Raw genomic sequence first — 24,189 nt, 5'->3', positions numbered from 1 at the left:
CGCATCGTCGCCACGCTGGGTTTGATTGGCGCGGCTCCTCCTCGCGTCACTGACGTGACGCGCATCGTCGCCACGCTAACGTGACGTGCGTGACCCGGGTCCTGCTCGTAACCAACGACTTTCCCCCGCGGCGCGGTGGCATTCAGTCCTACCTCAACGAATTCGTCGACCAGCTGGTCGGCGCCGGGCGGCATAACGTGACGGTCTATGCGCCAAAGTGGAAGGGCGCCGAGGCTTTTGACGAAGCTGCCGCCGAAACGGGCTATAAAGTCGTCCGGCACCCCACCACGCTGATGTTGCCGGTTCCGACCGTCGACGCCCGGATGCGCAGGCTGATCGCGGAGAACGACATCGAGACCGTGTGGTTCGGCGCCGCGGCACCGTTGGCTCTGCTGGCGTCACGTGCCCGCGAGGCGGGCGCGAGCCGGGTTCTGGCCAGCACCCATGGTCACGAGGTGGGCTGGTCGATGCTTCCGGTGGCGCGGTCGGTTCTGCGCCGCATCGGGGATGGCACTGACGTCGTGACCTTCGTCAGCCGCTATACGAAATCGCGCTTCGCGCCGGCGTTCGGGCCGGACGCTTCCCTGGAATACCTGCCGCCCGGGGTGGACAGCGACCGGTTTCGGCCCGACCCTGCCGCTCGCGCCGAACTGCGCGAACGGTACCGGCTGGGCGAGCGGCCGACGGTGGTGTGTCTGTCGAGGCTGGTTCCGCGCAAGGGCCAGGACATGTTGATCAAGGCGCTGCCGTCGATACGCCAGCGCGTCGATGGCGCCGCCCTGGTCATCGTCGGGGGCGGACCCTACCTCGAGACCTTGCGCAAGCTGGCGCAGGACTGCGGAGTCGGCAACGACGTCACATTCACCGGCGGCATCCCCGGCGATGAGTTACCCGCCCACCACGCGATGGCCGACGTGTTCGCGATGCCATGCCGCACCCGCGGCGCGGGGATGGACGTCGAAGGCCTGGGCATCGTGTTTCTCGAGGCTTCGGCCGCGGGCGTGCCGGTAGTCGCGGGTGACTCAGGCGGCGCTCCGGAAGCCGTGCAACACGATAAGACCGGCTTAGTCGTCGACGGCAAATCGGTAAATCAGATCGCCGACGCCATCGTCGAGTTGCTCAACGATCGCGAGCGCGCCGCCATGATGGGCGCCGCCGGTCGGGAGTGGGTCCGCACGCAGTGGCGCTGGGACACGTTGGCCGCCCGGCTCGCGGGTTTTCTGGGCGGCGTTGGCGACGGCCGGTAACCGACTCAGTCCTTGTCGTAGATCGCCTCAATCTCGGAGGCGAACTTCTCGGCCACCACGTTCCTCTTGACCTTCATCGTCGGCGTCAGTTCGCCGGTGTCCTCGGTGAAGTCAACGGGCAGGATGCGGTACTTCTTGATCGACTCGGCAGCCGACACCTGCTGGTTGGCTTTCTTGACGGCTGTGTCCACCTCGGCGATCAGGTCCGGGTCAGAGGCCAGATCGCCGACTGATGCACCGTCGGCCTTGCTGTTGCGTTGCTTCCAACCGCCGAACGACTCGGGGTCGATGGTGATCAGTGCGCCGATGAACGGCTTGTTGTCCCCGACTACCATCGCCTGGCTGATCAGTGGGTGCGACCGCAATTGATCTTCCAGCACGGCCGGCGCGACGTTCTTGCCGCCCGCGGTGACGATGAGCTCCTTCTTGCGGCCGGTGATGCTCAGGAAGCCGTCTTCGTCGATCGAGCCCAGGTCGCCGGTGCGGAACCAGCCGTCGGTGAATGCCTCTTTGGTGGCCTGCTCATTGCGCCAGTAACCGTCGAAAACCACTCCGCCGCGCAGCAACAGCTCCTTGTCCTCGGCGATCTTCAAGCTGTTGCCCGGCACCAGCTTTCCGACGGTCCCGATCTTCAGTCCTTTGACCTGGTTGACGGTGATCGCGGCGCTGGTCTCGGTCAGGCCGTAGCCCTCGTAGATGGTCACGCCCACGCCGCGGTAGAAGTGGCCCAGTCGGGCGCCGAGCGGCGCACCACCGGAGACGGCGGCGTGGCAGTCTCCGCCCAGCGCCGCGCGCAGCTTCTTGTAGACCAGGCGATCGAACACCGCGTGCTTGGCGCGCAGCACCGGTCCCGGTCGGCCGTCGTCGTGCGCGCGGCTCCAGTCGACCGCGGTCTGCGCGGCTGCCTTGAAGATCGGGCCTTTGCCGTCGTTGGAGGCGTTCTGTTCGGCGGTGTTGTAGACCTTCTCGAACACGCGCGGCACCGACACCACCACCGTCGGCTTGAACACCCCTAACATCGGCACCAGGTTCTTGATATCGCTGGTGAATCCGACCGTGACTTTGCTGGTGAACGCCGACAACGTCAGTGCCCGGGCGAGCACGTGTGCCAGTGGCAGGAAGACCAGCAGCCGCTCACCCTCGCGCAGCAGCGTCGGCAGGCATTCCTGCGTGCCACGGATCTCGTGCAGCAGGTTGGAATGACTGAGCTGGCAGCCTTTGGGCCGTCCGGTGGTGCCCGAGGTGTAGATCAGTGTCGCTGGGTCGTCGCAGCTCAGCGCCTCCTGCCGGGCGGTCAATTCGGCTGCGTCGATCGATTTGCCGGCCTCCACCAGTTGGTCAAGCGCCTTGGGCCCCGAACCGTTGATGTGCAGAACCCGCCGCAGCGCAGGCAGATCGCCGGTGAGCTCGGTGACTATTGCCGCGTGCGCGTCAGTCTCCGCCAGCGCCAGCACCGCTTCTGAGTCCTGCAACACCCAGCGCACCTGTTCGGCCGACGACGTCTCGTAGATCGGCACCGTGACAGCGCCGATCGCCAGGATCGCCAGGTCGAGGATCGCCCATTCGTAGCGGGTCGCCGAGAAGATGGAGACCCGGTCGCCAGCCTCGACTCCGAATGAGATCAAACCCAGTGCGGCAGAACGAATTTGGTCGGCCGCCTGGGCGCTGGTGACATCGGTCCAGGCGCCGTCGACAAGACGCTGGTAGATCACGTAGTCGGGATCATTGCGTTCGTGTTCGAACACCACGGCCGCGACGTTGTCCCGCTCGTCGATGGAGAAGCGGGCGGGGACGCTGTACTGACGCACTCTATATACCTCGTTTGACCTAGGGCGGGGGCTTGTCGGTGGTCGCTTGCTGCCGCTCAGCCTAATGCGGCGATTCGCGCAGCATGGAAACTCCCCATCGGGCAGGGGCAGAGATTGCCGGGTGGCGCGGCGTTCCAGCCGACGGGGTCGCACCGTTTCCGTGCGCGTAGATATGTGAAGCTGAGCCGATGAACAGCATCCAGATCGCCGACGAAACATACGTCGCCGCCGATGGCGCACTGGTCGGGGCCGCGATTGCAGATCGGTCGAAGTGGAGTCGGTGGTGGCCGGATCTGCGCCTCGAGGTCACCGAGGATCGCGCTGAAAAGGGTATGAGGTGGGCGGTCACGGGCGCCGTGACGGGTACGATGGAGGTCTGGCTGGAACCCTCGATGGACGGCGTCGTACTGCACTACTTCCTGCACGCGGAGCCAGCAGGTGTATCAGGACCGGAGTTGGCGAAGCTGAACCTGGCCAAGATCACCCACCGGCGGCGGGTGGCCGGGAAGAAAATGGCGTTCGAGGTGAAAAAGACCCTGGATGAATCACGTCCGGTCGGTGTTTCTCCGGTAGTTTAACCGGGGGTCGACCCGCTCTGCGGGTTGGGAATGTGCGAAAGGGACTGCCAGGTGGCGGACAAGACGAACCAGACGCTCTACATCGATGCAGAGTTAGCTGATGTGATGAAGGCGATCGCCGACATCGAGGCTTACCCGGACTGGATCAACGAATACAAGAAAGTCGAAGTCCTCGAGGCCGACGACGAAGGTTACCCCAAGAAGGCCCGGATGCTGATGGACGCGGGCATCTTCAAAGACACCCTGATCATGAACTACCAGTGGCCGGCCGACCATAAGTCGCTGAGCTGGGAGTTGGAGTCCAGCTCGCTGCTCAAATCCCTCGAAGGCTCATACATATTGGCGCCCAAGGGTTCTGGTACCGATGTCACCTATGAGTTGGCGGTGGACCTAGCCATTCCAATGATCGGGATGCTCAAGCGTAAGGCCGAACGCCGGCTGATCGACGGCGCTTTGAAGGACCTGAAGAAACGAGTCGAGGGCTGAGTGATTCGGGCGCACCCACTGCCCGGATCAGTCTGTTTGTTGGTAAAGGCGGGGTAGGAAAATCCACCCTGGCGTCCGCTACTGCGGTTTGCGACGCCAGCAGTGGTCAGCGCGTGCTGCTCGTGTCGACCGACCAGGCGCACTCGCTGGGCGACGTGTTGGGTGTGCCGATCCCACCGACCGGTCGCGGCGAAGCTGTTCGGGTCCTCGCCGACCTGGCCACCGGAGGAGCAGACGTCGGTGGCGGCTCTCTCGACGCACTGGCGCTGGACACGCTCGCGCTGCTCGAGGACCGATGGTGCGATGTCGCCGAGGCGATCGACGCACGGTTCGCCGATTCCGAGTTGAGTCGCATTGCACCTGAAGAACTCTCAGCCTTTCCCGGGATTCAGGAAGTCCTCGGCCTGCATGCAGTCGGGGAGTTGGCGGCGTCCGGGCGCTGGGATCGCATCGTGGTCGACTGCGCGTCGACCGCAGACGCATTACGCATGTTGACGTTGCCCGCCACTTTCGGGCTCTACGTGGAGCGGGCGTGGCCGCGGCACCGCAGACTCAGCGCCGGCGGCGACGATGGCCGATCGGCCGCGGTCGTTGACCTGTTGGAGCGCATCAGCGCCGGCGTCGACGGGCTCACTGCACTACTGGCCGACGGCGACCTGGTCAGTGCCCACCTGGTGCTCACACCCGAGCGGGTCGTCGCCGCCGAGGCGGCTCGGACGCTCGGCTCGCTTGCTCTGATGGGGGTGCGGGTCGAGGAGTTGCTCGTCAATCAGGTGCTCAGCCGCGACGAGGCCTACGAATATCGCAGCCTTCCCGACCACCCGGCGTTCTATTGGTACGCCGAACGCATCTCCGAACAACGTGCCGTCTTGGAAGAACTCGATGCGACCATCGGGGACGTCGCGCTGGTGCTGATCCCGCATCAGGCCGGCGAGCCGATCGGGCCCAAGGCGTTGGGCGAACTGCTGGATAGCGCTCGTCATCGCCGCGGCGCCACGCCGCCCGGCCCGCTGCATCCTGTCGTTGACCTTGAATCCGGATCCGGGCTGGAATCGGTGTACCGGATGCGGCTGCCTTTGCCCCAACTCGACGCCGGCTCACTGGCTTTGGGACGATCCGACGACGATTTGGTCATCAGTGCCGGCGGCGTGCGACGCCGGGTTCGGTTGGCGTCTGTGCTGCGGCGGTGTACGGTGCTGGACGCACAACTGCAGGGCAGTGAGCTGACCGTGCGTTTCCAACCAGATCCGGAGGTATGGCCGAGGTGAGTAGGGCTCATATCGATGTCGGGCCTGAGTTGCGCCGGCTTGCCCAGATGATTCTGGACGGGATCGACCCGGCAGTGCGCGCGGCGATCACCATGGCCTCGAGTGGCGGGCCGGGTAAGTGCCAGCAGGTGTGGTGCCCGGTATGCGCGCTGGCCGCGGTAGTCAACGGCGAGCAGCACCCGTTGGTGACGGTCATCGCCGACCACAGCGTCGCCCTGCTGGACGTGATACGCGCCATAGTCGACGACATCGACACTTCGCCTGCCTCGGCGCCGGAGGACGATCCGCCCGGCGGTGGCGTGACCACCGATGAACCCCTGCACACAACCAAGGGTTCCACCAATGGAAACGGCACCGCGAAGACGCGGTACCAGGCGATCCCGGTTACGCTGCAGGACTGAATCACCACCTCGCGAGGTGGTCGACGGCATCGCGGGTCGGTACAGTTGGCGCAGGCACCATTCGGTGAGCGCGGCGAGAGGGAGTCATGTGGTACTACCTGTTTAAGTACATCTTCATGGGCCCGCTCTTCCAGGCGCTTGGTCGACCGAAAGTTGAAGGCCTGGAAAACATTCCGAGTTCCGGTCCGGCCATCATCGCAAGCAATCACCTCGCGGTGGCGGACAGCTTCTACCTTCCGCTGGTGGTGCGCCGCCGAATCTTCTTCTTGGCCAAGGCCGAATACTTCACCGGCACCGGAATCAAGGGCTGGATCAACAAGTGGTTCTACACCGTTTCCGGCCAAGTCCCGATCGACCGCACCAACGCTGACTCCGCGCAGGGTGCGCTGGAGGCCGGTCAGCGACTGCTGGGACAGGGCCGGCTGCTGGGTATGTACCCCGAAGGCACGCGCTCGCCCGACGGTCGGCTTTACAAGGGCAAGACCGGGTTGGCTCGGATTGCGCTGCAGAGCGGGGTCCCGGTGATTCCGGTCGCGATGATCGGCACCAACGTCGTCAACCCGCCCGGGAAGAAGATGCTGCGCTTCGGCCGCATCACGGTTCGTTTCGGCGAGCCGATGGATTTCTCGCGGTTCGACGGGCTGGCCGGCAACCACTTCATCGAGCGCGCCGTCATCGACGAGGTGATGTACGAACTGATGGGTCTGTCCGGTCAGGAGTACGTCGACATCTACGCCGCCAGCGTCAAGGACGGAAGTGAAGGCGACGATTCCAAAAGTAAATCGTCGCCCGCCGCACGAATCCCCGAGACTGCCGCCGGCTGACTGACCACCGGCGCAGCGCCTGACCCGAAGGTCGACGACGTCGACGGACCGAAGATTGATTGACTAGCTGCTGGCGGGCACCGGAGTACGTTCCGGTTCGGCTTCGCGTGCCGCCGCGATCTGCGCGGTCACGGTGAGGCCGGCAACCAAGATGACCGCCAGTGCCCACCACACGTAAGACATGCCCACCAGCTGCCGCCACCAATTCGCCGTCGTCTCATGGTGCTTGGGCAGCAGATCGATCGGCGACCAGTGCATCAATGCCAGACCCACAGCGGTGAGAACGCCGAGCGCGATGTTGCGACGCCGCCAGGCCAGGACGCCCGTCACCAGTACCGCCGGCAACATCCACACCCAGTGGTGTGACCACGAAACCGGCGAGACCACCAGCCCGAAGAGCGCGACGCAGATAACCGCCAGCGCGGGCTCACCGGCGCGTAGCACCCGGCGCATCGCCCAGATCGTCAATGCCAGCACCAGCAGGCAACAAAGCACCCACAACGGGAAGCGGTCGTGCTGCTCAAGGCCCAACCGGGCCAACGAACCCGCGATGTTCTGGTCGGTGTTCAACGCGGCCTCGCCGATGCGGTCGGTGTGGCCCAGCGTGTTGGTCCAGTACTCCCAGGAATCGCTCCATGCCAACGCAAAACCGATCAGCGTCCCGCCCACGAACGTCCCGAGCGCCGTCAGGGCGGCCCGGTTGTCCCGGCGCAGCAGGAAATACAGCAGGAACACGGCCGGGGTGAGCTTGAGTGCGATACCCAGGCCCAGCAACACACCGCGGGGCCAGGGAGTGCGACGTGGGAAGCAGTCGGCGATCACCAGAGTCATCAGCACGGCGTTGATCTGTCCGAATGCGAAGTTCGAGTCGATCGGTTCGAGCCAGATCGAGGCCGCCGCGACGACCAGCACGGCCAACCACAGCCGGCGCAGCCAGGCCGGGCCGGGGAGCATCTGCGAGTCGTTCCACACGTCGAGGCGGCTCAGCACCATCGTGGTCGACGCCAACAGCACCAGCAGAGTCAGCACCGTGATCGCGACACTGGCGACCGGCATCCCCATCCAGGCGAACGGGCTGAACGCGATGGCGGCCAGCGGGGGATAGGTGAACGGCAGATCCACAATCGGCGTGTGGAACAACACGTTGCCGCTGTACAGCGGGCGGTCGTCCAGCCAGGCTTGGCCGCCCATCTGGTAAACGTCGATGTCGATGCGGTACGGAATGTGCGCGAACAACTGCCAGCACGTGTAGGTCAGGGCCAACGCGGCCAGCACCCAGAGCAGGCACCATAGCGAAATACGCCCGACTCGACTGCCCACGTCGGGCGACCGCCATTTACTCATGTCGCCCACAGCCTAATCGTTATCCGGCGTTGTCTTGACCGCGCAGCGCGGCTTCGGGCGTGCGCGCGTCGGCGGGCGTAGCTTTTCTGGGGTGCTCCATTGGCTGCAGCATGACATCGTCGACCGTGGTCGATTGCCGCTGCTGTGCTGCCTGGTCGCCTTCATCCTGACCTTCTTCGTCACCCGCAGCTGCGTGCGATTTATCCGGCACCGCGCCGACCGGGCCCGGCCGGCCCGCTGGTGGCAGCCGCGGAACATTCACGTCGGGACTGTGCATATCCACCACGTGACGTTCGGGGTAGTGCTGGTGATGCTGTCCGGGCTGACCCTGGTGACCCTGGCGGTCAACGGACAAGCGTCCGAATTCACCGTCGCGGCAACGCTGTTTGGCATCGGCGCGGCCCTGGTGCTCGACGAGTACGCCCTGATCCTGCACCTTTCCGACGTCTACTGGGAAGAAGATGGGCGCAGTTCGGTGGACGCGGTGTTCGCCGCGGTGGCGGTCGCTGGGCTGCTGATGCTGGGACTGCACCCGTTGATGTTCATCCTGCCGATCCGCCATGACGGCGGTTGGGTGGTGCTGCAGAGCACCCTGGTCGGCGGGTTGGTGGTCACGCTGCCGCTGGCAGTCGTGGTGCTGCTCAAGGGCAAGGTCTGGACCGGTCTGCTGGGCATGTTCCTGGTGATCCTGCTGATCATCGGGGCGGTGCGGTTGTCCCGCCCGCACGCGCCGTGGGCGCGATGGCGCTACACGACCAGGCCGGTCAAGATGCGGCGTGCGCTGCAGCGCGAACGCCGGTGGCGGCGCCCGGTGGTGCAGGCCAAGCTGTGGCTGCAGGGCGCCATTGCCGGAACTCCGCGATTGCCCGACGACCGGGCCGTCGACGCACAACTGGACGTCGACGTGCACCCCGCACCGCCGCCCGAAGGCACCGAGCCGATCTTGATTGCCGACGTGAGCTGAGCGCCGCGCGAGCCGGCCGGATAAGCTACGACGTGCGGTTTTTCTACGACACCGAGTTCATCGAGGACGGCCGCACCATCGAGCTGATCTCGATCGGGGTGGTCGCTGAGGACGGACGCGAGTACTACGCGGTCTCCACCGAGTTCGATCCCGCCCGCGCCGGCAGCTGGGTGCGTGCCAACGTGCTGCCGAAGCTCCCGTCGCCGGCCTCTCAGTTGTGGCGTTCGCGCAGTCGGATTCGCGACGACTTGGAAGAGTTTCTCGGAGTCGGCGGATCGGAACCGATCGAGTTGTGGGCTTGGGTGGGGGCTTACGACCACGTGGCCCTGTGCCAGCTGTGGGGAACGATGCCCGCGTTACCGAAGGCGATACCCCGATTCACCCGGGAACTGCGGCAATTGTGGGAGGAGCGGGGCAGTCCGCGGCTGCCCCCGCGCTCGCGTGATGTGCACGACGCGTTGGTCGACGCGCGGGATCAGCTGAGCCGCTTCCGGATAATCACCGAACAGGGCTGATCGCAAAGCCGTTCGCCCTGATCAGTCGGGAACAGCCCACGGTTACCATGGACCGATGAACTGGACTGTCGACATACCGATCGACCAGCTGCCGGCACTGCCGCCATTGCCCTCTGACCTGCGGGCACGGCTGGACGCCGCGCTGGCCAAGCCGGCCGCCCAGCAGCCCAGCTGGCCCACCGACCAAGCGGCTGCGATGCGCACGGTGCTCGAAAGCGTGCCGCCGGTAACGGTGCCGTCCGAAATCGTCCGGCTGCAGGAGCAGCTGGCCCAGGTCGCGCGTGGCGAGGCATTCCTGCTGCAAGGCGGCGACTGCGCGGAAACCTTCACCGACAACACCGAACCGCACATCCGGGGCAATATCCGCACCCTGTTGCAGATGGCCGTGGTGCTGACCTACGGCGCCAGCATGCCGGTGGTCAAAGTGGCCCGGATCGCCGGGCAGTACGCCAAGCCACGCTCGTCCGACCTCGACGCCCTGGGGCTGAAGTCCTACCGCGGCGACATGATCAACGGCTTCGCGCCGGACGCCTCGGTACGCGATCATGACCCGTCCCGGCTGGTGCGCGCCTACGCCAACGCCAGCGCCGCGATGAACCTGGTGCGCGCGCTCACGTCGTCGGGATTCTCGTCGCTGCACCTCGCGCACGACTGGAACCGCGAGTTCGTGCGGACTTCGCCGGCCGGCGCCCGCTACGAGGCACTGGCCAGCGAGATCGACCGCGCGCTGCGGTTCATGAGCGCCTGCGGGGTGGCCGACCGGAACCTGCAAACCGCCGAGATCTACGCCAGCCATGAGGCTTTGGTGCTCGACTACGAGCGGTCCATGCTGCGACTGTCCGATGCTGAAGAGGGTGAGCCGCAGCTCTACGACCTGTCCGCGCACACCGTCTGGATCGGCGAGCGCACCCGGCAACTCGATGGCGCGCACATCGCGTTCGCCGAGGTCATCGCCAACCCGATCGGCGTCAAGATCGGCCCGACGATGACCCCCGAATTGGCGGTCGAATACGTCGAGCGGCTCGACCCGCACAACAAGCCGGGCCGGCTGACTCTGGTGACCAGGCTGGGTAACGGCAAGGTGCGCGACGTGCTACCGCCGATCATCGAGAAGGTCGAGGCCGCCGGTCACCAGGTGATCTGGCAGTGCGACCCGATGCACGGCAACACCCACGAGTCGTCGACGGGGTACAAGACGCGTCACTTCGACCGCATCGTCGATGAGGTGCAGGGCTTCTTCGAGGTGCACCGGGCGCTGGGCACTCATCCCGGCGGCATCCATGTGGAGATCACCGGCGAGAACGTCACCGAATGCCTGGGTGGGGCACAAGACATTTCGGACAGCGACCTGGCCGGCCGCTATGAGACGGCGTGCGATCCCCGGCTGAACACTCAGCAGTCGCTGGAACTGGCCTTCCTGGTCGCGGAGATGCTGCGCGACTGACGGACCCGCGCAACCTCGCGCAACCGCTAGAGCAGGCTGCTCAAGTGGATGCCGAGCTCCCAGCCGAAAGTCGCAACCAGCCCGGTGAGGGCCAACACCACGGCCACCCAGATCAGCACCATCCGGCGGCTGTGCTGTCGCGCCCACGCGAACTCATCGATGGGAATTCCCGCGAATTCCCCTGATTCGCTGCCGTATTCCTCGTCGAGGTCGTCGTCGGCTTCGTAATCGGCCTGCCCCGCGCGTTCGGCTGCGCCCGCCGGCTCCGGCCAGTCGCCGGGGTCGCGGGTGAATTGGCGAGTGGGGTTGTGCACCGGCGGCGCCGGCCGACCGGGCGGCGGGCCGGGCTGCGGTGCGCCGGCCCGCCGCGCGGCGACGCGGCTGTGGTGCTGCGCCAACGACTTGTGTTGAGCCGAGTTGCGCGGCGTCGGCACCCGGAAGTTTGGCAGGCCCAACTCCTCGACGATCGCGCCCAGATCGGCACCCATCTCGATGGCGTCGGCGTACCGCTGGCCGGGTTCACGGGAAGTCGCGCACGCCACGAATTCGTCGAACTGGGTTGGTACGCCGTCGATTGCGGCGCTGGGAGGTGGTACGTCGGTGTCCAGTCGCTGGTAGGCGATCGATAGCGCGGTGTCGCCGGTGAACGGGGTGAGCCCGGTCAGCAGCTCGTAGGTGAGAATTCCGGCAGAGTAGACGTCACTGCGGGGACCGGCGTTGCCGTCGCGGACCTGCTCGGGGGACAGATAGGCCGCGGTGCCGAGAATGACGCTGGTGGAGGTGATTCCGGCAGCTGCCACCGCTCGGACCAACCCGAAGTCCGCAATCTTGACGTCTCCGTCGTCGGATATCAGCACGTTCTCCGGTTTGACGTCGCGGTGCACGAGGCCGGCCTGGTGCGCCGCGGCCAGACCGCCCAGCACCGGGCGAAGCGCCGCCGCTACCGCATGGGGCGGCATCGGACCCCGCTCGACGAGAAGCTCTCGTAGGGTGCCGCCCTCGATGAGCTCCATCACCAGAAACGGGTGCCGGCCGTCCAGGCCCTGGTCGTAGACCGCCACCAGACCCGGATTCTTCAGTCGGGCCACCGTGCGCGCCTCGAGCTGAAACCGGGTCAGAAACTGCTGGTCGCCGGCGTAGCGCGAGTCCATCACCTTCAGCGCGACCGGACGATCGAGCCGGGTGTCCAGGCCGCGGTACACGGTCGACGTTCCGCCGCTGGCGATCTTGGCCTGCACGAGGTAGCGGCCATCCAGCATGAGGCCTTCCAACGAATCCCCGGCTCCCACCACGGAGGCCATCGTAGGTGGACGACACAATCTGGCGGGACGCGACGCAATTTCCTGGCAAAAGGTGTCCTCAACGCGCACACTTGGCCGCTCGGCGAGTTCTACACTGTCGTCGTGGGCAGCATTCCGGCTGGCGAGGACATCCTCGACCCAGATGAGCCGATATACGACCTATCCCGGGTTTCCGAATTGCTCGGCATTTCGGTGAGCAAGGTCCTACAGCAAGTGAGGGAAGGCCACCTGGTCGCGGTACGCCGTGCCGGCGACCTGGTGGTGCCGCAGGTGTTCTTCACCAACACCGGGCAAGTGGTCAAGAGCCTGCCTGGCTTATTGACGATCCTGCACGACGGCGGCTACCACGCCACCGAGATCGTGCGCTGGTTGTTCACCCCGGACCCGTCGCTGACCGTCACCCGTGACGGCTCGCGCGATGCGTTGAACAACGCGCGCCCGGTCGATGCACTGCACGCTCATCAGGCCCGCGAGGTCGTGCGGCGCGCCCAAGCCATGGCCTACTGAGTCGGCGCACTCGGCGATTGACTCGCCACTTCGGGTACGTCAGCATCCGGCTCCGGCGCGCGATAGATCGAACGCCAGGCCAGCAAGGCGAACGCCGTCGCCAACCCGACGTGCAGCCACGAGTACATGCCGTGCGATCCGTCGGGCTTGAAGATGACCATGATCCACGTGGAGAACCCGGCAATGGCTGCCATCGCGCGGCGTGATTGGGCCAGTGGGGCAAGGATCGCGAGCGGCCAGGAGTAGTACCAGGGCAGCGCGGCGGGAACGAAGAGCACCACGATCAGCATGGCCCCGACGATCCCCATCAGCGCACCGCGGTCGTCGCGACGAAAACGCCACCACAGCACCGGCAGCGACACCGCGATGATCAGAATGCCGATCAGCCTGGTGGTGCGCAGCACGGTATAGAACTGGACCGGCAGAAAAGAGCTGGTGAAGGCGTGGATCAAATTCGCCGCCGCGGTCGGCACGGTCAACCAGTTGATGATTTTCACCGAACCCGCGAGCGCGGTGAGCCAGCCCAGACCGACGCCGGCCACGACGGAAATGACGCCGAATACCGCGACGCAGATCAAAAACGATGACAGTGCGGCGACTCCGAAGGCCTGGATGGGACGCCAACCACGGGCCTCGCGCAGGTGGCGCATCCATACCCAGATCAGGAACGGCAGCGCGAGCCCGGCGGTCGCCTTCACCGCGATCCCGATCGTCAGCAGCGTGACTCCGGCGACATGGCGGCGCTGCAGGGTCAACGCGGTTCCGGCAGCCATCAGGCCCACCATCAGCATTTCGTTGTGCACCCCACCCATCAGGTGGATGAGCACCAGTGGGTTGAGAACGCAGATCCACAGCGCCTTGGCCCCGTCGGCGCCGACATGATGAGCCAGCCGGGGAGCGGCCCAGATCAGCAGCGCCAACCCCGGCAGCATGCACAACCGCAGCAGGGCCGTTCCGGCCACGACGTTGTTGCCGACCAGGATCGTCACCAGCTTGGCGATCAGGATGAAGGCGGGACCGTAGGGCGCGGTGGTGATGGTCCAGATCGGGCTGACGTCGTCCAGCAACGAGTTCGCGTTGCCGACCGGGCCGACGGCGTAGGGGTCCAGACCGTCCCGCAACAGTGCGCCCTGGGCGAGATAGGAGTAGGTGTCTCTACTGAACACCGGCACTGACAGCAAAAGCGGGGCCAGCCAGAACGCGGTGGTGGCCCGCATGGTGAACTCGGTGGCCTGCCCGGCCATCACCTGTCGGCCCAGGCGTAGCCAGGCGATCAGCATCAGGCCGACGCCGAGCCACAGCAGAATTGACGACAACACCAGGCCGTGGCCGAACCGCAACCAGGACATGTGCACCGATTCCAACAGCGGATCGTGCTGGCGGGTGCTGCCAGCACCCAGGCCGCCGGTGGTGATCAGCGCCGCGGCCAGGAAGCCCAGCCGGGCCGGTCCGGCTTCCGGAGCGGTGGCGAACTCGCGGAAGCGCGAAAGGCGCTGGCGAACAGATTCTTTGGTCGCCGGTGGTTCCGGCGGGGCGGCGGTTGGGTTCGGCGTCGGCGCGGGCTCAGATTCAGTCATGGCTCAGGCGGACCGGTCGGTGGCGATCTGGGCCAGTTCGGACAGGCCGGCCTTGGCCGTCGCGTTGATCGGCGCGGCCGACAGTGTGGTCAAAGCGCGCTGAGTCAGGTGTGTGATCCGATCCTCCGCGGCCGCCAGCGCGCCGACACCTTCGATCACCGCGCGCAGCTCGCGCACCTGGCCATCGGTCACATCGGTGCCGACGGAGGTGCGCAGCAGGTCGGCCGCCCGCGGATCCGACTTCTCCGCCAACTGCGTGGCCTCTGCCAACAGCACGGTACGTTTCCCCGACCTCAAGTCATCCCCGGATGGCTTACCCGTCACCGACGGGTCACCGAACACGCCGAGGATATCGTCGCGCAGCTGGAACGCCACCCCGATGTCGGTACCGAAACTTCCGAACGCTTCAGCTACGTCGGGTCGGTCGGCGGCGGCCGCCACCCCTAGTTGCAGCGGTCGGGTCACCGTGTAGCAGGCGGTCTTATAGGTGGCGACGGTCATCGCCGACTCGACCGACTCGGCGCCGCGTACTTCGGCGATGATGTCGAGATACTGGCCCCCCAGCACCTCGGTGCGGATGTCGGACCAGACGCGCTCGACCCGTTGCCGGGCTTCGGGGGTCAGGCGGTCCTGGCAGACCGAGGAGACGATGTCGTTGGCCCAGGCGTGTGCGATGTCGCCGAGCAGGATCGCCGCCGATATGCCGAACTGGTTCGGCGCTCCCCGCCAGCTGTGCTCGCGGTGCAGAGCGGCGAAGTGTTCGTGGGCGGTCGGACTGCCGCGGCGGGTGGCGGAACCGTCGATGACATCGTCGTGGACGAGCGCGAAAGCATGAAGCAGCTCCAGCGCGGAAAACAGCAGCAGCACATCGGGATCGGGTTGCTGGGTGGTCACCGCGTCCCAGCCCCAGTAGGCGAAGACAGGTCGCAGTCGCTTGCCCCCGCTGAGCGTGAAATTCTCCAGCCAGGCGGTCAATGCGTCGTAGTCGGGGCCGAGGTAAGCGGACTGGCCGCGACGGCCGTTCAAATACCGTCGTAGCTGGTCGGTGACGGCGGTGGCCACCTCGGCGGTTGCCGATGCTGCCGATGCTTCTCTCGAGCTCAGCGAAATGCCCCTTCCATTCTGCTCGGCATACCTCTGGGCCGATAGTGTATGCCGCCCGGCCCAGTGCGTTCCTAACGCGGTAATCGCCGCACTTATGCTGTCGTGATGGCCCGCGACCGCCTGCCGGACGGGGCCGCTACCGGGAGTTGGCGCGACGCAGCGCAGTCGGAGGGAAACCCCGGGAGATTGATCTGTACAGGAAGAGGAACTGAGTGACGCTCAACACCATCGCGCTCGAGTTGGTGCCGCCGAATGTCGACGGGGGTCGGGACAAGGCGTTCGAAGACGCGCAAAAAGTGGTGCGGTACTCGGCGGAGTTCGGGCTGGACGGCAGGATCCGGCACGTGATGATCCCCGGCATGATCGACGAGGACGACGACCGGCCGATACCGATGAAGCCCAAGCTCGACGTGCTGGACTTCTGGTCGATCATCAAGCCGGAGCTGCCGGGGATCAACGGTTTGTGCACGCAGGTCACCGCGTTCATGGACGAACCGGCCCTGGAAAAGCGGTTGGACACGCTGACCGGCGCCGGGATGGAAGGTGTGGTCTTCGTCGGGGTGCCGCGCACCATGAAAGACGGCGAGGGCGCCGGCGTCGCACCCACCGACGCCCTGTCGATTTATCGGGATGCGGTGGCCAACCGCGGCGTGATTATGATCCCCACCCGAGAAGGCGAACCGGGCCGGTTCAACTTCAAGTGCAACCAGGGCGCCACGTACGGCATGACCCAGCTGTTGTATTCCGACGCCATCGTTGGCTTCCTGAGCGATTTCGCCAAGGAAACCGACCACCGACCGGAGATCCTGCTGTCGTTCGGCTTCGTCCCCAAGATGGAGACCCGCGTCGGCCTGATCACCTGGCTGATCCAGGACCCGGGCAATGCGGCGGTGGCTGATGAGCAGGAGTTCGTCAAGAAGTTGGCCGGCAGCGAGCCGGCGCACAAGCGCCAACTCCTGGTCGACCTGTACAAGCGGGTGGTGGACGGCGTTGCCGATCTCGGATTCCCGTTGAGCATTCACCTGGAAGCGACGTACGGCGTCTCCGCGCCGGCCTTCGAGACCTTCGCGGAGATGCTCGCCTACTGGGCGCCCGACCAGCAGTCGGTTTAGGCGTTAAGCGCGAATCAAACGCCGCGGAGCGACGATGCGGGCCGGTTCGGCCCGCTGAGGAGACCGCGAATCAAACGCCGCGGAGCGACGATGCGGGCCGGTTCGGCCCGCTGAGGAGACCGCGAATCAAACCGATGTCCGGTCGTTCGGCTCCGTGAAGCGGGGCGAACGATCCCGGCTGACCCAGGCCACCAGCGCCACCACACCCGCGGCGACGAATGACGCAACGCCCAGCCAGATGCCCGCCCCGGTGAACGAGCGGGTGTTGGGGTCGGTGTAGCGAGCCTGCGCCGTCATGGTGCTTACCACGCCCGGCTTCAGCTTCCACTGCACGACCTCGGACTCGATTCGGTCGCCGTTGGTGGATGTGACCGTCCCCGGAAACGCGACGGTCAATTCGACGTCGGCGTCGGCATCAGTCAGCGAGGTGAGGTCGGCTCGTCCTTCAAGAATCACCTGGTTGCCGTTGCGGCGGATTGAGAGATTCACTCCCGCGGCATCGGAGTTCATGTGCGCAAGCTGCGGTAATTCGGCGAAGGTCAGATCCGAGAAGACCGCCTGGGAACCCACGTATCCGTCGCTGTCGTAGTTGGAGACCGCGACCTTCTGACTGAACGGCAGGTTGGTGTCGAGCTGGGGACCGGTGTCCTTGTTGTTCTTCGGTTTGGCCGCGGCGATGATCTCGCCGGACACCGTGTCCTCGGGGGAGATGGTGAGCGACGCTCTGACCCGGAGGCATCCGGTGGCCAGCGGCACCACCATCAGCAGCATCAACATGGCCACGACGCGGCGCCCCCGGTATCTGCTGGCACCGCGGCCGTCAGATAATCGGGATCCTCGGCTTACGAGCGGGGGAAAGCTGGCGCGCACCAGGTCATCGTGCCAGACCCGGTCAGCCGCCTTGGCGAGCCATCCTCGTTACTACCAGGTGAGATTACAAAGTTGGTTGTTGCAGCGGCAGCCTGCGGCCCAGGATCGCGAACGCCCGCGGGTCGCCGGCGAAGTAATAGCTGCGGATGACGTCGGTGAATCCCATTCGCCGGTATAACCGCCACGCGCGGTTTGCGTCACCACTGGTTTCGGGGGTGGAGAGCAGGACGTTGTCCTCGCCTCGACCCGCGAGCAGCCGCCGGGCCAGTGCCTCGCCGAGGCCGCGGCCCTGCAGGCGGGGGAGTATGTGCAGCTCGGTCAGCTCGAAATAGCTGGTCATCAGCCGGTCGATCGCCTGCGGCGGGAAGCCGCTACGTTGCAGCCCCAGCACGACCTGCTGTTGCCACCACTGGCCGGGTGCTCCGGGGTAGCCGTAGGCGACGCCAACCACCGGTGCGTTGCTCAGCTCGTCCACCGAGGGCCTGGTGGCCTCGGCTGATTGGTCGGACGCGGCGATCTCGACGGCGGCAACCGCCTGCCAGCCGCGTCTGCGGGTGTGTTCCAGCCACATCGCTGCTCGCTGGCTTTCGGTGCCGCGCGGATAACCCATTGCGTCGACGTAGACCCGCAAGGCGTCGCCGAGGCGGCGTTCCATCTCTTTCGGTGGCAAATCGATGAGGAATGTCGCCAACTCGCGGTGTCCTCCTCATCCGTCGTGGTCCGTGATCCGGATCGTCGTCCATCGACCGGGTCTTACTCAACCTGATCCGAGCGTCAATCGTTCGGTCAGGTCCCCGGTTTTGTCCGTGATTCGAGTATCGGACGCGGCGTTTGCAGCCGGAAGGGCGACCAACACGATGGGTTGCACCGCATCATTTGCTCCGGCCCGTTCGTCGCTGCGGGGCGGTCGCGATAGAATCGCCTGCGAATCAGTGGTACCACGCAGATTGACCTCGTATCATTGGAGTTAATCGCCCAAGAATTGGGCATGCGTGTGTTACTGAAGCTACTTACAGTTGTTTCGGCAAGGAGGGACGGATGCCACTCTCCGATCATGAGCAGAGAATGCTCGATCAGATCGAGAGCGCTCTCTATGCCGAGGATCCCAAATTCGCGTCGAGTGTGCGGGGTGGCGGCTTCCGCGCGCCCACAGCGCGCCGTCGCCTCCAGGGCACGGCGTTGTTCGTCGTCGGACTGGGGATGCTGGTTTCCGGAGTCGCATTCAAGGCGACGATGATCGGCACCTTCCCGGTACTGAGCGTCATCGGATTTGTGGTGATGTTCGGTGGCGTGGTGTACGCCGTCACCGGTCGGCGATTGGCTGGCAAGACCGATCACGCGGGACCATCGAATGGAGCGTCGCGTCAGCGTCGTTCCAAAGGTGGCGGCGGCTCGTTCACCAGTCGTATGGAGGACCGGTTCCGCCGGCGGTTCGACGAGTAGGCCCGCACAGCGCGTAACGGGGTAGCCGATCAGGCTGCCCCGTTTTTTGTTGTCGAGGTTCCTGCCGATTTGTGGGCAGGCGCAGCGCCGCCGCAACCATTGCAGACTCGGCCGTCCCGAACAGGCCGCCGGGCCGTATGAAGCCGTCTCGTTCCCCACTTGTAGCGCAGTTGTGTCCATGGCGCCCCACTGCGCCCCACCGCCGCCCCACTCGCTGATTTTGGCCCTTTGACATGGATTTTTGTGCCTCGACGGCGACGCGTTCCAGCGGCTTAATCGGAGCTCCTGGTGGGTTTGGTGGGGGATGCGCCACGCCGACGCTCGCGTGGGGGGTCTTTCTGGGGTGAAGTGGGGAGTAGTGGGGTATGGTGGCCGAAGCGTTTGGGTGAGAAGCAAGTTGGAGGTGCCGAGTGTTTCTTGGCACCTACACGCCCAAGCTCGACGACAAGGGGCGGCTCACGCTGCCGGCCAAATTTCGCGACGCATTGGCAGGGGGGTTGATGGTCACCAAGAGCCAAGATCACAGCCTCGCGGTCTACCCGCGTGCCGAGTTCGAGCAGTTGGCACGCCGGGCGAGCAAGGCGCCACGAAGCAACCCCGAGGCGCGTGCGTTTCTGCGCAACCTCGCGGCCGGCACCGACGAGCAGCATCCCGACGCTCAAGGTCGGGTGACCCTGTCGGCCGACCACCGCCGCTATGCGGGCCTCTCCAAAGATTGCGTGGTGATCGGCGCGGTCGATTACCTCGAAATCTGGGATGCGCAGGCATGGCACAACTACCAGCAAATCCACGAAGAGAACTTCTCCGCGGCCAGCGATGAAGCACTCGGCGACATCTTCTGAGGTGCATGTCTGTGCACCGTGGTCTCTGCCCGAACCGACCCTGGCGTACTTCCCCAACGCCAGGTGCGTGCTTTCGGTCAGAGGCCTCGGTGCACGGCCACCACTTCAGATAGGGCGGTCTGGCCGCCGGTACAGCCACAGCCGGGGAGGTGTCGCAGTGGATCAAGAATCAACCTCCGGCTCAAGCGATTTCGGCCATGTGCCAGTAATGGCGCAACGCTGCTTCGAGTTGCTCGCCCCGGCGCTGACCCGCTATCACTCCGATGGCTCGGACGCGGTGCTGGTCGACGGCACACTCGGCGCGGGTGGGCACGCGGAGCGGTTCCTGACCGAGTTGCCTGGCCTGCGCTTGATCGGACTCGACCGTGACCCCAGCGCCCTGGACATCGCCCGGGACCGGCTGGCCCCGTTCGGCGATCGGGTCACCCTGGTCCACACCCGCTACGACGGCATCAGCGACGCGCTTGTCGAATCCGGTTACGGCACGGTGGAATCCGTTGACGGCGTGTTGTTCGATCTCGGTGTCTCGTCAATGCAACTCGACCGCGCCGAGCGAGGTTTTGCCTACGCCAAGGACGCGCCGCTGGACATGCGGATGGATCCATCGTCACCGCTGACGGCAGCCGACATCGTCAACACGTACGACGCCAGGGAACTGGCCAGCATTCTGCACCGCTACGGCGAGGAGAAGTTCGCGCGCCGCATCGCCGGGCACATCGTGCGTCGCCGCGCCCAGACCCCGTTCACCTCGACCGGTGAGCTCGTCGCCCTGCTCTATGAGGCGATTCCGGCTCCGGCGCGGCGCACCGGAGGACATCCGGCCAAGCGAACATTCCAGGCGTTGCGAATCGCGGTCAACGACGAGCTGGAGTCTCTGCGCGGCGCCGTTCCCGCGGCAATGGACGCACTCAACGTGGCCGGCCGAATCGTGGTGATGGCCTACCAGTCGCTGGAGGACCGGATCGTCAAGCGCCTGTTCGTTGAGGCGACCGCCTCGCGCACACCGCCGGGACTCCCGGTCGAACTGCCCGGTCATGGGCCACGCTTCCGGTCGTTGACGCATGGAGCAGAGCGAGCGGACGAGACCGAAATAGAGCGCAACCCGCGTAGCGCCCCCGTTCGAGTGCGGGCGTTGCAGCGGCTGGAACACGAGGTTGATCGGGCGAGCGGGAGAGGCCAGGCATGAGCACAAAGCGCGAGGCACCAGCACGCCGGGATGGTGATCGGCGCAGTCGTGGCACCGGCGCCCCCCGCAGCGGCGGGCGCGCCACGGCTGAGTCGTCGCGCCGCACCCGGCCGCGTGCGGGCAAGGCCACGGCGCCCAGTCGCGAGGCCCGGGTCCCACGGTCGGGACCGCAGACGTCGCCGATCACCCGGCCCGTCGACCGGCCGGCGCGGCCGAACAGCACCAGCCAGGCCAAAGCGCGCGCCAAGGCACGCAAAGCCAAAGCGCCCAAGGTCGTTCGGGCCAGGCTGTCGGAGCGGCTGGCCCTTCGGTTAGCCCAGATCGACCTGCGGCCGCGCACCCTGTTGAGCAAGGTGCCGTTCGTGGTGTTGATCATCGGTGCGCTCGGCCTAGGGCTGGGTTTGACGTTGTGGTTGTCCACTGACGCGGCCGAGCGTTCTTACAAGTTGAGCGACGCCCGCGAGCGGACCCGGATGCTGCAACAGCAGAAGGAAGCGCTCGAGCGCGACGTGCGCGAAGCCGCGTCGGCTCCGGCGCTGGCCGAGGCCGCGCGCAAGCAGGGCATGATCCCCACCCGGGATACCGCACATCTGGTCCAGGCTCCGGACGGGAACTGGGTGGTGGTTGGAAACCCCAAGCCGGCCGACGGCGTTCCGCCGCCGCCGCTCAATGCCATGCTGCCCGACGAGGGTCCCGCGGGCGCACCCAAGCCCGCGGTGACACCGCCGGAGGTGGCTGTCCGGGTGACGCCCGGCGCCCCGGGTGACCCGACGCTGCCCGCTCGGTCCGGCCCGCAGGTGTTGTTGCGGGGCCCGGACGGTACGACGACGGTGGGCGGTCCCCAGTTGCCAGGTCAACTACCGGGTCAACTGCCAGGTCAACTACCGGGTCAGCTGCCGACGGTTCCGGGTCAGACGCCCGGCTCGTTGTGGCCGGTTCCAGGCCAGCTGCCCGCAGTGCCGGGTCAGCTGCCCGCAGTGCCAGGCCAATTGACCCCGGTGCCGGGTCAGTTGCCAGGCAGCCCGGCGCAAGTTACTCCCATTCCGGGCCAACTGCCGGGGACGCCGCTGCCGCCGGGTCAGATGGCCGACATCCATGGTCCGGTGTCGGCGCTGGTGCCCGGCCAGTTGCCGGCTCAGGCGCCGCCAGCGCCGGTGGTACCGAACCCGATCCGCGACCAGTCGCCCGCCGCACCGGCACCGGCCAACCCCGAGCAAGTCGTCCCCGTGGCGCCCTTAGCGCCGACCGTGCCAGGACTGCCCCGATGAGTCGCGGCGACCCCCAGCGGGGAGGGGCGGAGCGTGGTTCCCGCAAGCCGCGCGAAGGCCAGGATGTCCGCAGCGCTGGAAGATCACGGCGGACCGAACGCGACGCCAGGGATATCCGCGAGCCCAAGCGGTTCCGGAAAGCCGCCACGACCAGGCCGGAGCCCAAGCCGCCAGGTCGCTCGGCCAAGGATCGACGCACCCGTCAGGCGGTCGAGGTCGCCAGTCGAGGTGCGTCATTCGTATTCCGGCATCGGGCCGGCAACGCAGTCATCGCCGTGTTGATGATCGTCGCCATATCGCAGCTGTTCTATCTGCAGGTGTCGAACGCCTCGAACCTGAACGCGCAGGCCGCCAGCCAGCTCAAAGTCACCGACGTCGAGCGAGCGATCCGTGGCGCCATCACCGACCGCCACAACGACCGGCTTGCGTTCACCATCGAGGCGCGCGCGTTGACCTTCCAACCCAAGCGTGTTCGCCAGCAGTTGGAAGACGCCCGGAAGAAGTCCCCACAGGCGCCCGATCCGCAGGAGCGACTCAAGGAACTCGCCAAGGATGTCGCGGGCAAGTTGAACAACAAGCCGGATGCGGCGACGCTGCTCAAGAAACTGCAGAGCAATGAGTCGTTCGTCTACCTGGCGCGTGCCGTCGATCCCGCGATCGCGCATGCCATCTCGGCCAAATTTCCCGAGGTCGGTTCAGAGCGCCAGGACCTGCGCCAGTACCCGGGTGGGTCGCTGGCGGCCAACATCGTCGGCGGTATCGACTGGGATGGGCACGGCTTGCTGGGCCTCGAGGACTCGCTGGACGCGATGCTGGCCGGCACCGACGGTTCGGTCACCTACGACCGCGGATCCGACGGTGTCGTCATTCCCGGTAGTTACCGCAACCGGCACAAGGCCGTCCACGGCTCCACCATCCAGCTCACCCTCGACGACGACATCCAGTTCTACGTCCAGCAGCAGGTGCAGCAGGCGAAGAACGTCTCCGGAGCGCACACCGTCTCGGCCGTCGTCCTCGACTCCAAGACGGGTGAGGTGCTGGCCATGGCCAACGACAACACCTTCGACCCGTCACAAGACATCGGACGGCAGGCCGAGCGGCAACTTGGCAACCTGCCGGTGACGTCGCCCTTCGAGCCGGGCTCGGTCAACAAGATCGTCACCGCGGCTTCGGTGATCGAGTACGGCCTGAGCAACCCGGATGAGGTGCTCCAGGTGCCCGGCACGATCCAAATGGGCGGTGTCTCCATTCACGACGCCTGGGACCACGGTGTGATGCCGTACACCACGACGGGAGTGTTCGGGAAGTCGTCCAACGTGGGCACGTTGATGCTGGCGCAGCGGGTCGGACCGGAGCGCTTCTACGACATGGTCCGCAAGTTCGGGTTGGGCCAGCGCACCGGTGTCGGGTTACCCGGTGAGAGCGCCGGCCTGGTGCCGCCCATCGACCAATGGTCGGGCAGTACCTTCTCCAACTTGCCCATCGGACAGGGTGTTTCGATGACACTGCTGCAGATGGCGGGCATGTACCAGGCAATCGCGAACGACGGAATACGGATTCCGCCACGGATTCTCAAGGCCACCGTCGGCGCCGACGGCTCGCGAACCGAAGAAGCTCGCCCCGAAGGCGTCCGGGTGGTCTCGGCGCAGACCGCTCAGACGGTTCGGCAGATGCTGCGCGCTGTCGTTCAGACCGACCCGATGGGTTACCAGCAGGGCACCGGGCCGGCGGCCGCGGTGCCGGGCTACCAGATGGCCGGCAAGACGGGTACCGCGCAGCAGATCAACCCGGGCTGTGGCTGCTATTTCGAGGACGTCTACTGGATCACCTTCGCCGGCATGGCCACGGTCGACAATCCCCGTTATGTCATCGGCATCATGATGGACAACCCGCAGCGCAACGCGGACGGCACACCGGGACACTCGGCGGCGCCACTATTCCACAACATCGCGGGTTGGTTGATGCAGCGCGAAAATGTGCCGCTCTCGCCGGATCCCGGACCGCCGCTCACCCTGCAGGCGATGTAGCCGAAGTCGTCGCAGATATCGTCGACACCGTCTTTCGTCTAGGTAGGGTGTCAGGCTGATCATGGCTACGGAG

Annotated in this window: 23 protein-coding genes; 16 read left to right on the top strand and 7 right to left on the bottom strand. The window is 66.0% G+C overall.

The window, feature by feature from the left end; translation table 11 throughout:
- The first annotated feature begins 89 nt into the window (after positions 1 to 89).
- The gene (gene pimB, locus ACZY1I_RS26235; RefSeq protein ID WP_463759277.1) at positions 90 to 1,247 is read left to right on the top strand and encodes a GDP-mannose-dependent alpha-(1-6)-phosphatidylinositol monomannoside mannosyltransferase; all 1,158 of its coding nucleotides are present in this window, start codon (positions 90 to 92) and stop codon (positions 1,245 to 1,247) included.
- A 5-nt stretch (positions 1,248 to 1,252) separates the two neighbouring features.
- Here pimB and ACZY1I_RS26230 read toward each other — a convergent pair whose 3' ends face one another.
- On the bottom strand, positions 1,253 to 3,055 hold the full coding sequence (locus tag ACZY1I_RS26230; RefSeq protein WP_463759274.1) for an AMP-dependent synthetase/ligase: 1,803 nt from the start codon (positions 3,053 to 3,055) through the stop codon (positions 1,253 to 1,255).
- A 188-nt stretch (positions 3,056 to 3,243) separates the two neighbouring features.
- Here ACZY1I_RS26230 and ACZY1I_RS26225 point away from each other — a divergent pair, with 188 nt between their 5' ends.
- From ACZY1I_RS26225 to ACZY1I_RS26205, 5 genes are all read left to right on the top strand, one after another.
- Positions 3,244 to 3,633, top strand: a complete 390-nt coding sequence (locus ACZY1I_RS26225; protein WP_463759272.1) for a polyketide cyclase / dehydrase and lipid transport — start codon at positions 3,244 to 3,246, stop codon at positions 3,631 to 3,633.
- Between the two features lie 51 nt (positions 3,634 to 3,684).
- The gene (locus tag ACZY1I_RS26220; protein ID WP_463759269.1) at positions 3,685 to 4,119 is read left to right on the top strand and encodes an SRPBCC family protein; all 435 of its coding nucleotides are present in this window, start codon (positions 3,685 to 3,687) and stop codon (positions 4,117 to 4,119) included.
- Entirely contained in the window at positions 4,116 to 5,387 is a 1,272-nt protein-coding gene (locus tag ACZY1I_RS26215; protein WP_463759335.1) for an ArsA family ATPase, read from the top strand. The genes ACZY1I_RS26220 and ACZY1I_RS26215 overlap by 4 nt, the downstream gene beginning before the upstream one ends.
- Entirely contained in the window at positions 5,384 to 5,788 is a 405-nt protein-coding gene (locus ACZY1I_RS26210) for a hypothetical protein (protein ID WP_463759267.1), read from the top strand. The genes ACZY1I_RS26215 and ACZY1I_RS26210 overlap by 4 nt, the downstream gene beginning before the upstream one ends.
- Positions 5,789 to 5,874: 86 nt before the next feature.
- On the top strand, positions 5,875 to 6,612 hold the full coding sequence (locus tag ACZY1I_RS26205) for a lysophospholipid acyltransferase family protein (RefSeq protein ID WP_463759264.1): 738 nt from the start codon (positions 5,875 to 5,877) through the stop codon (positions 6,610 to 6,612).
- Between the two features lie 63 nt (positions 6,613 to 6,675).
- Here ACZY1I_RS26205 and ACZY1I_RS26200 read toward each other — a convergent pair whose 3' ends face one another.
- Positions 6,676 to 7,956: a glycosyltransferase 87 family protein gene (locus ACZY1I_RS26200; RefSeq protein WP_463759260.1), complete on the bottom strand. Its 1,281-nt coding sequence runs from the start codon at positions 7,954 to 7,956 to the stop codon at positions 6,676 to 6,678.
- Between the two features lie 91 nt (positions 7,957 to 8,047).
- Between ACZY1I_RS26200 and ACZY1I_RS26195 the strand changes: the two genes are divergently transcribed.
- The 3 genes from ACZY1I_RS26195 to ACZY1I_RS26185 are packed head-to-tail and all read left to right on the top strand — an operon-like array spanning position 8,048 to position 10,879.
- Positions 8,048 to 8,920, top strand: coding sequence for a hypothetical protein (locus ACZY1I_RS26195; RefSeq protein ID WP_463759257.1), 873 nt, complete (start codon positions 8,048 to 8,050; stop codon positions 8,918 to 8,920).
- 32 nt (positions 8,921 to 8,952) lie between these two features.
- On the top strand, positions 8,953 to 9,435 hold the full coding sequence (locus ACZY1I_RS26190; protein ID WP_463759255.1) for a polyadenylate-specific 3'-exoribonuclease AS: 483 nt from the start codon (positions 8,953 to 8,955) through the stop codon (positions 9,433 to 9,435).
- Positions 9,436 to 9,490: 55 nt separating this feature from the next.
- Positions 9,491 to 10,879: a class II 3-deoxy-7-phosphoheptulonate synthase gene (locus ACZY1I_RS26185; protein WP_463759253.1), complete on the top strand. Its 1,389-nt coding sequence runs from the start codon at positions 9,491 to 9,493 to the stop codon at positions 10,877 to 10,879.
- A 26-nt stretch (positions 10,880 to 10,905) separates the two neighbouring features.
- Here ACZY1I_RS26185 and ACZY1I_RS26180 read toward each other — a convergent pair whose 3' ends face one another.
- On the bottom strand, positions 10,906 to 12,171 hold the full coding sequence (locus ACZY1I_RS26180; RefSeq protein ID WP_463759250.1) for a protein kinase domain-containing protein: 1,266 nt from the start codon (positions 12,169 to 12,171) through the stop codon (positions 10,906 to 10,908).
- Positions 12,172 to 12,282: 111 nt separating this feature from the next.
- On the opposite strand from ACZY1I_RS26180, the gene ACZY1I_RS26175 reads away from it, so the two are divergent.
- Positions 12,283 to 12,687: an Rv2175c family DNA-binding protein gene (locus ACZY1I_RS26175; RefSeq protein ID WP_463759248.1), complete on the top strand. Its 405-nt coding sequence runs from the start codon at positions 12,283 to 12,285 to the stop codon at positions 12,685 to 12,687.
- Here the strand turns inward: ACZY1I_RS26175 and ACZY1I_RS26170 are convergent.
- Together ACZY1I_RS26170 and idsA2 are read right to left on the bottom strand one after the other, a co-directional pair.
- Complete coding sequence (locus ACZY1I_RS26170) at positions 12,681 to 14,264, bottom strand: alpha-(1->6)-mannopyranosyltransferase A (protein WP_463759246.1); 1,584 nt, start codon at positions 14,262 to 14,264, stop codon at positions 12,681 to 12,683. The two genes, ACZY1I_RS26175 and ACZY1I_RS26170, sit on opposite strands and share 7 nt — an antisense overlap.
- A gap of 3 nt (positions 14,265 to 14,267) precedes the next feature.
- Entirely contained in the window at positions 14,268 to 15,326 is a 1,059-nt protein-coding gene (idsA2, locus tag ACZY1I_RS26165) for a bifunctional (2E,6E)-farnesyl/geranyl diphosphate synthase (protein ID WP_463759244.1), read from the bottom strand.
- A gap of 254 nt (positions 15,327 to 15,580) precedes the next feature.
- Between idsA2 and ACZY1I_RS26160 the strand changes: the two genes are divergently transcribed.
- On the top strand, positions 15,581 to 16,480 hold the full coding sequence (locus ACZY1I_RS26160) for a mycobacterial-type methylenetetrahydrofolate reductase (protein WP_463759242.1): 900 nt from the start codon (positions 15,581 to 15,583) through the stop codon (positions 16,478 to 16,480).
- A gap of 126 nt (positions 16,481 to 16,606) precedes the next feature.
- On the opposite strand, the gene lppM is transcribed toward ACZY1I_RS26160, so the two are convergent.
- Positions 16,607 to 17,257 carry a lipoprotein LppM gene (lppM, locus tag ACZY1I_RS26155; RefSeq protein WP_463759332.1) on the bottom strand — a complete coding sequence of 217 codons (651 nt, stop codon included), beginning with the start codon at positions 17,255 to 17,257 and terminating at the stop codon, positions 16,607 to 16,609.
- 157 nt (positions 17,258 to 17,414) lie between these two features.
- Positions 17,415 to 18,041: a GNAT family N-acetyltransferase gene (locus tag ACZY1I_RS26150; RefSeq protein ID WP_463759239.1), complete on the bottom strand. Its 627-nt coding sequence runs from the start codon at positions 18,039 to 18,041 to the stop codon at positions 17,415 to 17,417.
- Between the two features lie 347 nt (positions 18,042 to 18,388).
- Between ACZY1I_RS26150 and ACZY1I_RS26145 the strand changes: the two genes are divergently transcribed.
- The 5 genes from ACZY1I_RS26145 to ACZY1I_RS26125 all read left to right on the top strand — a co-directional run bounded on the left by ACZY1I_RS26145 (position 18,389) and on the right by ACZY1I_RS26125 (position 24,116).
- The gene (locus ACZY1I_RS26145; RefSeq protein ID WP_463759237.1) at positions 18,389 to 18,793 is read left to right on the top strand and encodes a DUF3040 domain-containing protein; all 405 of its coding nucleotides are present in this window, start codon (positions 18,389 to 18,391) and stop codon (positions 18,791 to 18,793) included.
- A gap of 410 nt (positions 18,794 to 19,203) precedes the next feature.
- Entirely contained in the window at positions 19,204 to 19,635 is a 432-nt protein-coding gene (gene mraZ, locus ACZY1I_RS26140; RefSeq protein ID WP_463759235.1) for a division/cell wall cluster transcriptional repressor MraZ, read from the top strand.
- A 1-nt stretch (position 19,636) separates the two neighbouring features.
- Complete coding sequence (gene rsmH / locus ACZY1I_RS26135) at positions 19,637 to 20,821, top strand: 16S rRNA (cytosine(1402)-N(4))-methyltransferase RsmH (protein WP_463759329.1); 1,185 nt, start codon at positions 19,637 to 19,639, stop codon at positions 20,819 to 20,821.
- Positions 20,818 to 22,089 (top strand): cell division protein FtsL, encoded by a 1,272-nt coding sequence (gene ftsL / locus ACZY1I_RS26130; RefSeq protein ID WP_463759233.1) that lies wholly within the window; start codon positions 20,818 to 20,820, stop codon positions 22,087 to 22,089. The genes rsmH and ftsL overlap by 4 nt, the downstream gene beginning before the upstream one ends.
- The gene (locus tag ACZY1I_RS26125; RefSeq protein WP_463759230.1) at positions 22,086 to 24,116 is read left to right on the top strand and encodes a peptidoglycan D,D-transpeptidase FtsI family protein; all 2,031 of its coding nucleotides are present in this window, start codon (positions 22,086 to 22,088) and stop codon (positions 24,114 to 24,116) included. Before ftsL ends, ACZY1I_RS26125 begins: the two co-directional genes overlap by 4 nt.
- Positions 24,117 to 24,189 lie beyond the last annotated feature (73 nt).

It is taken from the genome of Mycobacterium sp. IDUB_37, assembly GCF_055419245.1.
The sequence above is the reverse complement of the archived record's forward strand: the minus strand, read 5'-3'. Positions and strand labels throughout refer to the sequence as shown.

What these genes read in the sequence shown, in the direction of transcription:
- ACZY1I_RS26225 (WP_463759272.1), top strand. Translation starts at nt 3,244, where the DNA reads ATGAACAGCATCCAGATCGCCGACGAAACATACGTCGCCGCCGATGGC.
- ACZY1I_RS26205 (WP_463759264.1), top strand. Translation starts at nt 5,875, where the DNA reads ATGTGGTACTACCTGTTTAAGTACATCTTCATGGGCCCGCTCTTCCAG.
- ACZY1I_RS26200 (WP_463759260.1), bottom strand. Translation starts at nt 7,956, where the DNA reads ATGAGTAAATGGCGGTCGCCCGACGTGGGCAGTCGAGTCGGGCGTATT.
- ACZY1I_RS26185 (WP_463759253.1), top strand. Translation starts at nt 9,491, where the DNA reads ATGAACTGGACTGTCGACATACCGATCGACCAGCTGCCGGCACTGCCG.
- ACZY1I_RS26170 (WP_463759246.1), bottom strand. Translation starts at nt 14,264, where the DNA reads ATGACTGAATCTGAGCCCGCGCCGACGCCGAACCCAACCGCCGCCCCG.
- lppM (WP_463759332.1), bottom strand. Translation starts at nt 17,257, where the DNA reads ATGTTGATGCTGCTGATGGTGGTGCCGCTGGCCACCGGATGCCTCCGG.
- ACZY1I_RS26145 (WP_463759237.1), top strand. Translation starts at nt 18,389, where the DNA reads ATGCCACTCTCCGATCATGAGCAGAGAATGCTCGATCAGATCGAGAGC.
- ftsL (WP_463759233.1), top strand. Translation starts at nt 20,818, where the DNA reads ATGAGCACAAAGCGCGAGGCACCAGCACGCCGGGATGGTGATCGGCGC.
- ACZY1I_RS26125 (WP_463759230.1), top strand. Translation starts at nt 22,086, where the DNA reads ATGAGTCGCGGCGACCCCCAGCGGGGAGGGGCGGAGCGTGGTTCCCGC.